At 59.3% G+C, this 12,213-nt stretch carries 11 protein-coding genes; 2 read left to right on the top strand and 9 right to left on the bottom strand.

Going from position 1 to position 12,213, the window contains the following annotated elements; genetic code table 11:
* Positions 1-29: 29 nt before the first annotated feature.
* From CJEIK_RS03860 to CJEIK_RS03850, 3 genes are all read right to left on the bottom strand, one after another.
* Positions 30-1,247, bottom strand: a complete 1,218-nt coding sequence (locus tag CJEIK_RS03860) for a glycosyltransferase family 4 protein (RefSeq protein WP_005296013.1) — start codon at positions 1,245-1,247, stop codon at positions 30-32.
* 25 nt (positions 1,248-1,272) lie between these two features.
* A complete protein-coding gene (locus CJEIK_RS03855) occupies positions 1,273-2,475 on the bottom strand; it encodes an NlpC/P60 family protein (protein WP_050760839.1) in 1,203 nt (400 codons plus the stop codon).
* Positions 2,476-2,700: 225 nt separating this feature from the next.
* The gene (locus CJEIK_RS03850) at positions 2,701-3,309 is read right to left on the bottom strand and encodes a C40 family peptidase (RefSeq protein ID WP_005296020.1); all 609 of its coding nucleotides are present in this window, start codon (positions 3,307-3,309) and stop codon (positions 2,701-2,703) included.
* A gap of 467 nt (positions 3,310-3,776) precedes the next feature.
* On the opposite strand from CJEIK_RS03850, the gene CJEIK_RS03845 reads away from it, so the two are divergent.
* Positions 3,777-4,430, top strand: a complete 654-nt coding sequence (locus tag CJEIK_RS03845; protein ID WP_248623870.1) for a 3'-5' exonuclease — start codon at positions 3,777-3,779, stop codon at positions 4,428-4,430.
* 125 nt (positions 4,431-4,555) lie between these two features.
* On the opposite strand, the gene qcrB is transcribed toward CJEIK_RS03845, so the two are convergent.
* The 4 genes from qcrB to ctaE form a co-directional block, all read right to left on the bottom strand.
* Positions 4,556-6,190 (bottom strand): cytochrome bc1 complex cytochrome b subunit, encoded by a 1,635-nt coding sequence (qcrB, locus tag CJEIK_RS03840; protein WP_005296025.1) that lies wholly within the window; start codon positions 6,188-6,190, stop codon positions 4,556-4,558.
* Positions 6,187-7,392, bottom strand: coding sequence for a cytochrome bc1 complex Rieske iron-sulfur subunit (qcrA, locus tag CJEIK_RS03835; RefSeq protein WP_005296028.1), 1,206 nt, complete (start codon positions 7,390-7,392; stop codon positions 6,187-6,189). Before qcrA ends, qcrB begins: the two co-directional genes overlap by 4 nt.
* Positions 7,389-8,288, bottom strand: a complete 900-nt coding sequence (qcrC, locus tag CJEIK_RS03830; protein ID WP_005296031.1) for a cytochrome bc1 complex diheme cytochrome c subunit — start codon at positions 8,286-8,288, stop codon at positions 7,389-7,391. Before qcrC ends, qcrA begins: the two co-directional genes overlap by 4 nt.
* Before the next feature lie 85 nt (positions 8,289-8,373).
* The gene (gene ctaE, locus CJEIK_RS03825; protein WP_034965190.1) at positions 8,374-8,985 is read right to left on the bottom strand and encodes an aa3-type cytochrome oxidase subunit III; all 612 of its coding nucleotides are present in this window, start codon (positions 8,983-8,985) and stop codon (positions 8,374-8,376) included.
* A gap of 422 nt (positions 8,986-9,407) precedes the next feature.
* Here ctaE and trpD point away from each other — a divergent pair, with 422 nt between their 5' ends.
* The gene (trpD, locus tag CJEIK_RS03820; protein WP_005296038.1) at positions 9,408-10,511 is read left to right on the top strand and encodes an anthranilate phosphoribosyltransferase; all 1,104 of its coding nucleotides are present in this window, start codon (positions 9,408-9,410) and stop codon (positions 10,509-10,511) included.
* 101 nt (positions 10,512-10,612) lie between these two features.
* Here the strand turns inward: trpD and ctaF are convergent, their stop codons facing one another.
* Both ctaF and ctaC read right to left on the bottom strand, forming a co-directional pair.
* On the bottom strand, positions 10,613-11,044 hold the full coding sequence (gene ctaF / locus CJEIK_RS03815; RefSeq protein ID WP_005296041.1) for an aa3-type cytochrome oxidase subunit IV: 432 nt from the start codon (positions 11,042-11,044) through the stop codon (positions 10,613-10,615).
* A gap of 42 nt (positions 11,045-11,086) precedes the next feature.
* Complete coding sequence (ctaC, locus tag CJEIK_RS03810; protein WP_034965192.1) at positions 11,087-12,196, bottom strand: aa3-type cytochrome oxidase subunit II; 1,110 nt, start codon at positions 12,194-12,196, stop codon at positions 11,087-11,089.
* Positions 12,197-12,213: the final 17 nt, after the last annotated feature.

The raw sequence follows: 12,213 nt of genomic DNA, 5'->3' as shown, positions 1-12,213 counted from the left end.
TGCACCTGCCGTCCCCGGCCAGCGAGATATCAGGCGAAGCTGTGGCGCGGGGGGATGCCGCCAGTTCCGGCCATCACTGCGCGGCACTGGTGGCCGAGGACTTCCCAGGTCCACTTCCCCGTTACGTGTTCCCTCGCCGCGGTCGATATGCGCTGGCGCGTGGGGGCGTCACCCAGCAAAGAAGAGATACGCCCTGCAACGTCGTCCAGGTTCCGCGAGTCCACGACGAATCCGGTTTCCCCGTCGATCACCGTCTCAGGCGCGCCGCCGCCATTGCCGGCGACCGTGGCCGCGCCGGCCGCCTGCGCCTCCAAAAACACGATGCCAAGGCCTTCCACCGACAGTCCGCCCAACTGTGTACGCACGGGCAGCGCAAAAACATCGCCGGCCGCGAAATGCCCCGGTAGTTCCTCCGCATCGACGGCGCCGGTAAATGTTGTGTTCTTTATGACGCCCAACCGACGCGCCAGTTTCTCCAACTTCCCGCGGTACTTGCCGGGTCCGACGATTAGCAGGTGCGCATCCGGGTGCTCACGCAGGATGGCGGGCAGAGCTCTAACCAGAGTGTCCTGGCCTTTGCGCGGAACCAGTCGGGATACTGCGACGATGACCTTCTTATCCTCCAGGCCATAGCGGGTACGCAGGGTGTCCCGCATGACAGAATCCGGGCGGAACAATTCGGTATTCACCCCACCGGGCATCGGCTCCCAGGCGACATCAGGTCCGAACGCAGCAGCCATGCGGTTGCGGGCGTAGTGCGACACATAAGTCAGACAATCCACGGCGTTACCAATGCGCCGCAGTACCTGGCGGGAACCGGGGAACATCGACCAGCCAACCTCATGGCCGTGTGTGGACGCAACCACGCGGCGAGCCCCCGCGGCACGGGCCGCATTTGCCATCAGCGCCAGTGGTGCGGCAGCACCGAACCAAACGGTATGAATGTTGTTCTCGCGGATCAGCCTCTGCATTTTCCGTGCCGTGGCCGGGGTTGGCAGCATCACGCTGCGTGGCCACCGGATCACGCGATAAGGCTGTTTTGCATCGAATGCTTGCGCTTCCTCTCTATTTTGGGTGGAAGCGAAGACAATGACGTTCTCCGGATTAAGCGTAGAAAGGTAGTCGCGCACATAGGTCTGAATTCCGCCGAAGGTTGGCGGGAAATCGTTGGTGACGACGAGGACGCGCGGGTGACTCCCCCAGCCTCCTTGGGGCTGGTCCTCTTTGGACTGATCTTCCTTGGCCATAGGCAAGGATGCTACCGCACGCGCCTTAGTAGCGTGCCGCACCCTGGATCGGCATAGAGTCCACCGGGACCACCTGGACCGGAATGCCGTAGTCGGAGGCGTGGACGATCTTGCCATCGCCGATGTACATGCCGACGTGCGTCACGCCCGGGTAGTAACCGACGATGTCACCCGGCTGCAGGTCGTTGATGGAAACCGACTGGCCGCCGGCGATCTGGGCGGAGGAAGTACGCGGAATGGACTTGCCTTCCTGCTGGTATGCCCAGAACATCAGGCCGGAGCAGTCGAACGCGTCGGGGCCGGTGGCACCCCAGGAGTACGGCGCGCCCAGCTTAGACAGGGCGGCGGCGACCACGCCGGTAGCGTTCACTGGACCGTCGGAGCCGACCTTCTTCTTCAGGTCGCCGAGGAACTGTTCCACGTCCACATCGATCGGACCATTGCGGTCAACCCAACGGCGACGATCCTCCGGACTCAGGCCATCAACGGCCTTCATGACCTTATCCTTCAGCGCATCTAGCTGCTTGTTGCGGTCGTCCAGATCCTTCTTGCGGTCGTTCAGGGTTCGCAGTTGGAAGTTAGCAGTAGCCTTGGACCGGCTGGCCTTGCTTTTCTCGCTGGCTGCATCCTTGAGCTGACGGCTCAGGGCGTTAACGGTATCGGCACGCTTGTCACCAATGGACGCTAGGTAAGAGGACCTCTCAACAGCAGCCTGCGGGCCTTGAGAGCCTACAAATGCGGAAACCGGATCCACCGTCGCGCCACGGTACATAGCCTGGGATACGCCGGAGACGTTTTCGCGGGACGCCCTCACGTCAGTATTCAGCTTGTCAGCCTTCTTCTGGGCGTCTTCGGCAGATTTATTAGCCTTGTCCAGGTTTCCCTGTGCCTGCTGAATGTCGATTTTTAGTTGTTCAACCTCGTCAGAAGTCTCGGAAGCGAAGCCGGAGATCTTGTCCACGTGGGCCAGGAGGCCGTCCACGTCCTTCGGGATCGGCGCATCCAGCAGTCGGCGGATCTCCTCAGCGCGCTTCTGCTCGGCCTTCTTGTCGTCCTTTTGCTCGTTACCTTGCTGGGGGGCGCCCTGCTGCTGATCCTGCTGAGGATCCGCCCCTGCCTGTGGGAGCGAGCTCCCCACTGCGAGGGCTAGCAGTGCTGCGGTTGCTGCCTTGGCGACAGTACGGCTGCCGACGAGGCGATCACGGGAAGAGGAAGACAACACGTTCACGACTGGACTTTCTTTAATTCTCACTCAATAGGGGCCGTCGAACGGCCAGGAAACGTTTATCAACGTTTGATAACGATAGATATTCTGCCACAAGAAAGGGCAAAAGTGGGACTGGCCCCGACCGGGATCCAGCCCCACTTAATCACATGCTAACCAGCTTTAACACCAGCCCCGATTACAACCCTCGGACTGGGGAAACGCCAGGCGGGCGTCGCTAGAAAAACTTTAGAAACGCACCGCGTTGTACACCGGCATCATGTGCAGGTTGTCGATACGCACCGGGTTGGAGGAGTTCAGTGCGTGAACGATCTTGCCGTTACCGATGTAGATAGCAACGTGGGAAGCACCACCGTAGTAGGAGATGACATCGCCCGGCTGCAGAGCATTCAGGGAAACCTTCTTGCCTGCGGAAGCCTGCGCAGAAGAGGTGCGCGGGATGTTCTTGCCAACCTGGCGGTGAGCCCAGGAGGTCAGGCCGGAGCAGTCGAAAGCGTTCGGGCCAGATGCACCCCAGGAGTACGGAGCGCCAACCTTGGACTTGGCAATGTCTGCAATGCGCTGGCCGACAGAGGAAGCAACCGGCTTCGGAGCCGCCTTAGCAGCAGGAGCCGCAGCAGCAGCCTTGCCACCAGTGGTCAGGTTTGCCTGCTTGAAGTAGGGCTTGATGGTCGGCAGCAGGTGGTCCGGAACGTCAACGGTGACGCCAGACGGGGTGTGGGTAACCGGAGCAGCCTGGGCTGCAGCGGGGTTCAGTACAGCGGCGCCCACACCGACAGCGGCGATCATTGCTGCGTTGCGGGGTGCGTTGTTCTTCTTCAGGCTGTGCTTGCCCATATAAGTCCTCAATTACCTTTCAATCCGTTGTTTGGGGTTCGGAACTTTTCCTTCTCCCCTCGCCCGGCAGCTTCTGTGCGCTACCGCGGTGCGGTGAACTCTTTATCGCTCACCTTTAAGGTCTCGAAAAGATTACGAAATGAACACAAGCCGTGTCCAGCTTTTGGCAAAAAATCCACCGTTATAGCCCTCGACGTGCCGTTGTTATGAAACTGAGATTTTCTAAACCCTCAAGCCAGAGATGAAAGTTATCAAAGCTTTATAATCGCCTGACCAGCAGATTTAGAAACTACTCTTTTTTCGGAAACCAAAAACATCCACTTAAAGATTTTTAAGAAAAGGCGGAATGTGATCCTCATCACGTTTGGTGTATTTGGCGTGTTCTCCTCTTCCTTTAGAAGCCCCTGCATCAACAACAACTCACTACAACCACCCGGTGTCTACCCCGCTCGCTAAACTAGCTCCCTGTGTCCCCTACCCACTCCCACTCGCCAGAAGAACTTGCAGACCGCGGTGCAAACAGGGTGCGTCTAGACCTCCAACAGACTCTGCAGAACTGCATTGTTATCGACCTTGAAACCACGGGTCTCCGCCCGCAGGAAGAGCGCATTATTGAAATCGCTGCCCTACACATCCGCAACGGCGAGCTGCAGGATAAGTACACAACGCTGCTCAACCCGAATCTCAGCGTGCCCCAGGAAATTACCGACCTAACGGGCATCTCCGACGGACTACTGGCGGACAAACCTACGTTCAGCGAGGTTATGCCCGAGTTGCTGAACTTCCTACGGGACGCCACTCTAACGGAGCCGTCAACGTCTCTAGGCTTTGAGAGCACTCCACGGTTGGTAGGCCATAACGTCTCTTTTGACTTTTCCTTCCTCCAGCACGAAATCCTCCGAACCCAACTGAAGAATTCTGCTGATGCGAACCGGCCCTATACCCCGCGCCTGGTGTGTACTGCGGAGGCTTCTCGCACACTTATCCCGCGAGAGTCTGTTGGGCGCTACAGGCTGGGGAACGTGGCGTCATACCTTAAGATCCCGCACCGTCCGCTACACCGGGCAATGAGCGACGCTTTGGCGACGTACGACGTTCTCCGAGCGCTGTCAACGCTATAGCCCACACCCTTCGATTGCCTTTCAACGACCGCCTGGCCTAATACAGCAAAAATCCCGCCCACCTGTTGGTGGACGGGATCTTCTCGAGCCTTATGTGAGAGCAGTTGAGTTAGCTCGAATGGAGACTACTTGTCGAGCTCCTCGTAGCGACGACGGTTCTCCTCGTTCAGTCGCTCGAACATTTCCTTCTGCTCCGCGTGGTTGGCCTTCTCGATACGCTCGGCCTTCTCTGCAATCTCCGGGGAATCCGGGGAGAAGAAGCCACCGCGACCAGGCAGGCCAGCAGCCCCGAGCTCGTTCATGGTCTTCGGAACGTAAGCACCCTGGTACTCCAGCGGAATCGGGTGGCCGTGCTCGTCAACCGGGCCCAGCGGCTGGTGGACCTCAATGAAGCCACCGGAAGGCAGCTGGCGAATGGTACCGGTCTCGATACCGTGCTCCAGAACCTCGCGGTCGTTGCGCTGCAGGGAGATGCACAGGTGGTAGGTGATGAAGTACGCGATCGGCGGCAGCAGCACCAGGCCGATACGGCCCACCCAGGTCATCAGGTTCAGCGAGATAGTGAAGTGCAGTGCAACCAGGTCGTTACCGCCGGAGATGGTCAGCAGCACGTAGAAGACCAGTGCCATGACACCCAGTGCGGTGCGAACCGGCACGTCGCGCGGACGCTGCAGCAGGTTGTGGTGGGCGTCATCGCCAGTCATCTTCTGTTCGATCCACGGGTAAGCGAACAGCAGTACAACCAGCACACCCAGCAGCAGGGCAACCCAGAACACGGCTGGGATGGTGTAGTTGCCGAGGTAGAGCTCCCATGCAGGCATGACACGTGCAGCGCCGTCAGTCCACAGCATGTAGATATCTGGCTGGGAACCGGCGGAGACCTGCGACGGGTTGTACGGGCCCAGGTTCCAGATGGCGTTGATCTGGAAAAGACCAGCCATCAGCGCGACGACACCAAACGTGATCAGACCGAAGGAAGCAGCCTTCAGGCCGAATACCGGGAGAATACGAACGCCGACAACGTTGTTCTCGGTACGACCCGGTCCAGGGAACTGGGTGTGCTTCTGGTACCAGACCAGTGCTAGGTGGGCAGCGATCAGGGCCAACAGAATGCCCGGGATCAGCAGAACGTGGGCGATGTACAGGCGCGGAATGATGATCTCGCCTGGGAAGTCGCCAGCGAACATGATCCAGTGCAGCCAGGTGCCGATGACCGGCAGGCCAACCATGATGGCGGACATAATGCGCAGACCAACACCGGAAAGCAGGTCGTCCGGCAGAGAGTAACCCATGAAGCCCTCTGCTACAGACAGCAGCAGCAGGACGCAGCCGATAACCCAGTTAGCCTCACGCGGCTTACGGAATGCACCGGTGAAGAAGATGCGCATCATGTGAACCATGATGGACACCGCGAACAGCAGTGCAGCCCAGTGGTGAACCTGACGGATAAACAGGCCACCGCGAACCTCGAACGAAAGGTCCAGGGCGGTGTGGTAGGCAGCGGACATTTCCACGCCATTGAGCGGTGCGTAGGCGCCGTCGTAGATCACCTTCGACATAGAAGGATCGAAGAACAGCGTCAGGTAAACACCGGACAGGATCAGAATGATGAAGGAGTACAGCGCGATCTCACCGAGCATGAACGACCAGTGAGTCGGGAATACCTTGTTAATTTGCGGGCGGATTAGGCCGGAGGCAGTGTACCGCTCGTCGATGTTATTGGCCGCTTTAGCAGCGCGGCTCTGTTGTTTAGTGGTCATGAACGACGCTCCCAGAATGCCGGGCCGACAGGCTCGATGAAGTTACGGTCGGCGTACATGTATCCCTCTTCGTCGACCGAGATCGACAGCTCAGGCAGGGCGCGAGCTGCCGGTCCGAAGATCGGCTTACCGTGCTGCAGTGCATCGAACTGAGACTGGTGGCACGGGCAGAGGATGCGGTTAGTTTGCTGCTCATACAGGGACGTAGGGCAACCGATGTGAGTACAGATCTTCGAGTAAGCGAAGTAATCGCCGTAGTGGAAGTCCTCCTGGCCCTCACGCAGGATCGCCTTGTCGGCATCCTCCGGGCGCAGACGGATAAGCATCACAGAGTTACGCGGGCCGTGGATGGAGTGCATATGCTCTTCGTAGACGTCGCGGTCCTTGTCGAACTTGTCACCATCGTTGACCATATCCTCAGTCAGCGGGAACACGGTCTCCATGGAGGCTGCGTCCAGATCCTCCGGGCGCATACGGATCAGGCGAGAAACACCCTTGGTGCTGTAGTGGCCGTCGTGCTCTTCAGCGATAGCGCCAGTGTCGCGACCGAGGTAGACCTTCTCGCCCTGCTCCACCAGCGTCCAGCCGGTGGTCCAGAGGGTGCCGTCGCCCTGGATACCCATGGCCTTGGCCTTCCAGGGGTTCTTAACGATGCCGCCCAGCGGCAAAGCGATGGTCAGACCTGCCAGGACCGCACCAGTACCAGCCAGACCGGCGATGACCGGGCGGCGCCCCAGGGTGGAAGTCTTCCAAGAGTCGTTCAGCAGAGCAACCAGGGTACGACGGTCAACTTCCTCAGAAGGGCCGTCGTGACGGGTCTGAACCGAAATCTCTTCCGGAACGAAGCTCTTGGTGTAAGCAACTACTGCTGCACCAAGCAAAGTGATGCTCAGGCCGGCGGTAATGCCCAGCAGCGGGGTGTAGATGGTGTACAGCCATACACCATCTTCAGCTAGGTGCTTGTACTCCCAGGGCCAGAACAGGTAGACGCCAATGAAAGCGATGCCGAACAGGATCGACAGAGCCAACAGGATGGTCACCTTGCGGCTCGCGCGCTTCTCAGCGGGATCGTTAGCGATCGGGAAGCGCTCCTTGCGGTACGCAACCGTAACGCCGTCGAGCTCGGTACCCAGGCGGGCCAGCTCGTCGTTGCTCATCTTCGACAGCTCTTCGTTGCTGTACTTCTTGTTGTTCTCACTCATGACCGCGATCCAATCCACATAGCGAAGGCAACGAGAACCACGATGCCGATAAACCACATGACCATGCCCTCAGTCACCGGGCCGATACCGCCCAGACCGAAGCCACCCGGGTTCGGGGATTCCTTGGCCGACTTGATGTAGGCAATGATGTCCTTCTTCTCGTCAGCCGTCAGCTGGCGATCGGAGAACTTTGGCATGTTTTGCGGGCCGGTCAGCATAGCCTGGTAGATCTCCTGCTCGTTAGCAGGGCCCAGCGGCGGTGCGTACTTACCACTGGAGAGTGCGCCACCCTTACCGGTGAAGTTGTGGCAAGATGCACAGTTCAGGCGGAACAGATCGGAACCACGGGCAACGTCTGCCGGGTCAATCTCGCCATCCTTGTTGTTGGCACCACGCAGGGACTCCATTGCAATCTCGCCGTTAGCATCGCGGACGATGCTCGGGCCGCCGCCATTAGCGTTGACATATGCTGCCAGCGCCAGAGCCTGCTGCTCGGAGTAGCGCGGAGGCTTACGCTTGGCCTGTGCCTCGTTGCGCAGCATCGGCATGCGGCCGGAGTGTACCTGGAAGTACACGGCGCCTTCACCGACACCAATCAGGGAAGGACCGCGATCCTTAACGCCCTGCAGGTTGCCACCGTGACAGGTGATACAAGCAACCTCGTAAATTTCCTTACCCTGCTGCGCCAGCTCTTCCGAGTTCTGCTCGGCAACTGCGTTCTGCGCATCAGGGGTCAATGCGTTGGCGAGCAAGCCCGCGCCCGTAAGCGCGAACAGCAATGCCAACGCGCCGGCGAAGGCCTTGCGGACCTTCCGGCGGCGGCGTGCCTTGGCGGCACTGCCCTTCGAACCACTGGAGACTTGCTCCGTGGTTGCGTTGGTGGAGTTGATATCCATCTTGTTCCCTTATTTGCTAGTCAATGGAATTGCGATGGGCTGTAGGCCGACTCTCTTCTACAGGAGAAGAACCGGCCTGGCCGGCCTACTGAATGAAGTAAATGGTGATCCACAGGCCGATCCACACGACGTCGACGAAGTGCCAGTAGTAAGACACAACGACGGCGGCGGTAGCCTGTGCCGGGGTGAACTTCGACTTCGCGGTCCTCAGCAGCACCACGAGGAAGGCGATAACACCGGCGAGCACGTGCGCGCCGTGGAAGCCTGTCGTGATGAAGAAGACCGATCCGTAGACGGAGCCAGGGATGGTGGTCCCGTGCTGCACCAAGTGGACGTACTCGTAGCCCTGGCCGATGAGGAAGATGGTTCCCAGCAGCGCGGACAATGCGTACCACTTGCGAAGCGCGAAGACGTCACCCCTTTCCGCCGCGAAGACGCCCCACTGAGCAGTGAACGAAGAACTGATCAGGATGACCGTGATCGTCGCCGCAAAGGGCACGTTCAGCTCGGTAGGCTCAGACGGCCAATTGCCGCCAGAGTTGGCCTTGGACACGAAGTACATCGCGAACAGGCCAGCGAAAAACATCAATTCCTGAGACAGGAACACAATCGTGCCGACACTGACCATGTTCGGTCGGTTCAGTGTCGCAACACGTTGTGGTGCTGCCATACCTGGGTTTTCAACTGCGCTCGTCACGCATAACAGTATGGCCGTTTAGAGCCCGATAGTCGATTCACTTCGGGGGTTTTCTGGAAGCAATCTGTAAAATCGCAGGTAAATCCTTGGATTATCCTGGAAACCCACCCCGTAAGGGGTTAGCGGGAACTTTTCTCTAACAGCATCCGACGGGACACATAACGACAGGTCAAAACACACTTCCGTCAAGGGCTGACACGCGAGCCACCCCACTACGGGGCTAACCAGATGCCACCCCTCCCACCCCCGTAGGAACCTCCAGGAACGGAAACCTTTTGGTGCAAATCCCTAAAGAGACATGCATTCCAGCTCACCTAATAGACTGGTAAGTACAGTTGCCTGAACTTCCAGCAGCCACTGTGCCGTGCCTTTTAGGCACTATTCCCCCGACAGACCTGACAGAGAGGTGCGTCAAAGCAATCATGTCCCCCACTACCCCACGATCCGTAGAAACCAGTGGCCTCAAGCCCGAGCAGCTACCACCAAGCTATTTCACGTGGCCGGGTCTGCTTGGGCGCCTCGGCAACGGCCAGGAGCTCAGTGAGGCTCAGGTCCGCTGGGCGATGAACGAGATCATGGAGGGCAATGCTACCGACGCACAGATCGCCGCTTTCGCTTTCGGCATCCGGGTCCGCGGCATCACTGCCGCAGAGCTTGCAGCCGCAGCCGAGACCATGACTAGTTTCGCCACCCCCGTGGACTTCTCAGACGTGCCGAACTGCGTGGACATCGTGGGCACGGGCGGCGATGGCCACCACACGGTAAATATCTCCACCATGGCTTCCTTCGTGGTCAGCGCCGCGGGCGTGCCGGTGGTTAAGCACGGCAACCGCGCTGCCAGCTCCAAGTGTGGCGGTGCCGACATGCTGGAGGCTCTAGGCCTGGACATTGAGCGCTCACCCGAGGACATCCGACAGGATGCTCACGACACTGGCTTCGCTTTCATGTTCGCTAAGACATACCACCCGGCGATGCGCTTTGCCGGCCCGGTACGCAGCCAGTTGGGCGCCCCCACCATCTTTAACCTGCTGGGTCCCATGACAAACCCCGCTTACCCGAAGTTCGGCCTGATCGGTTGCGCGTTTAAGGAGTTCATGCCAATCATGGGCGGCGCGTTTGCACACCAAGGCAGCCGGGTTCTCGTGGTGCGAGGGATGGACGGTATGGACGAAATCTCTGTGTGTACTCCTACCGAGGTCGTGACTGTGGACGCCGCAGGCCGCACCGGCGAGGAAGTCATTAACCCTCGCAATGTCGGCCTCGACTTCTACGAAGACGGCAGCCTGGTCGGTGGCGACGCAGAGTACAACGCGGACGTGGCTGTGCGTCTGATGAAGGGCGAAATTTCCGGCGCAATCAAGGATGCTGTCTTGATCAATGCCGCCGGCGCCCTGACGGCTGTGCGGGGCTGGGAGGAGAACGGCTTCCAGGAGACGCTGCGCGAGCAGGTGCAGATCGCCCGCGAGGCACTGGAATCCGGTGCCGCTCTTAAGCAGATGGAAAAGATCGTAGGCAAAGAGTTCTAGCCAGGTGGCGCCTGAAGGCGTCACCAAATAGAAGAAGAACTCCCCCTCCGAGCCCAATCTTCAAGTTGGGCGGAGGGGGAGTTTTTAGTGAAGTGTGAAGTTTAGTGCTTCTCCGGCGGCAGACCGTACTGCAGGTTCAGCATCGTGGTGGCCCAGATCAGCATGACGGCGCCGAAGGCGACCAGCCACAGGTGCCACCAGGCCAGGCCGGCACCCATTACAACGATGGAGACGGTCATCCAGAACGGCCAGATGGAGCTTGCGGAGAAGAAGCCCAGCACACCAGCGCCGTCCTCGATCTCTGCCTCTTCCCAGTCGTCCGGGCCGATGTCGGTCTTGGAGGCGGTCAGGTGAAGGTAGCCCGCGAGCATGAAGGCCAGGAGGGTGGCCATGACCAGGCCGGTGCCACCAGCCCACTCAACACCCATGACGTTGCCGGAGTCCTTCACGGAGGAGGTGACGATGAAGTAGAACACCGTGACCACAACGAAGAAGGTACCGATGCCGTAGAAAAGCTTTGCACCAGAGTTCATTTGCCTATCTCTCTTCCTTAATTAGCCTTAGCGCTCCGCTCATTAAGCGGCGTTGCGGTCCTTGTAGTTCTCACCCGGAGAACGGGTACCGGTGCGGTCAGACTCGAACGGGTGGGTGGAGGTTGCGTAGCCTTCCTCGCCGATGGCCTTCAGAGCCTCAGAGTTCGGAGCCTCCGGGTTGTCCTGACGGAACTTGATGTACTGCTCGAACTTCTCCGGGGAGACAACGCGCAGCTCGAAGTTCATCATTGCGTGGTAGGTACCGCACATCTCAGCACAGCGGCCAACGAATGCGCCTTCCTCGTCGATGGACTCAACCTGGAAGCGACGCTCAGAACGGTTCTCGCTCGGGTGCGGGAACACGTCGCGCTTGAACAGGAACTCCGGAATCCAGAAGGAGTGAACAACGTCGGCGGAGGCCAGATTGAACTCGATCGGGGTGCCGGACGGAACAACCAGAACCGGGATCTCCTGGGTGGTGCCCACAGTCTCGATCTTGTTGTAGTTCAGGTAGCTGAGGTCATCCTTGGACTTGCCGTGGATCGGGCCCGGAACCTGGTGGCCGTGCTTGTCCAGCTTCTCCTCCGGCTTCTTGGATTCTTCTGCACGAGCCTGAGCTTCCTTGTCAACGCCCTTGTACTCCTGGCCACCGTTCAGCTCCGCAGCCACCTCGTGGTAGCCGAACTTCCAGTTCCACTGGTAGCCGGTCACGTCGACAACGACCTTCGGATCCTTGTCCAGAGCCGTTGCGCGGTCCTGCGCCTGAACGTTGAAGAAGAACAGGCCACAGACGATCAGAACCGGCAGGGTGGTCAGAACCAGCTCCAACGGAACGTTGTAGCCGGTCTGGCGCGGGAACTCGTCCTCGCCGCGCTTCTCGGCCTTCTTGGCGCTAGACCTACCCATGTTCACGAACAGCAGCACCCACATGATGAGGCCGATGATCCAGGCGACGACCCAGACCCAAACCCACAGGTTGCCCATTTCCTTGGACTCCGGGGTGATGCCCTTCGGCCAGCCCATGCGCAAGAAGTTAAAGAAACCGTTCTCCGGCGGGGCGACAGTACAGCCGGAAAGAACTAGGCCAGCTAGACCCAGTACACCGGCGAGGCCAATACGGCGAGTCAAACCGTGCTTATTTCGCTGTTCCACGCGAGTTTGCCTTCCTC

The organism is Corynebacterium jeikeium, from assembly GCF_028609885.1.
Taxonomy (GTDB): domain Bacteria; phylum Actinomycetota; class Actinomycetes; order Mycobacteriales; family Mycobacteriaceae; genus Corynebacterium; species Corynebacterium jeikeium.
The sequence above is the reverse complement of the archived record's forward strand: the minus strand, read 5'-3'. Positions and strand labels throughout refer to the sequence as shown.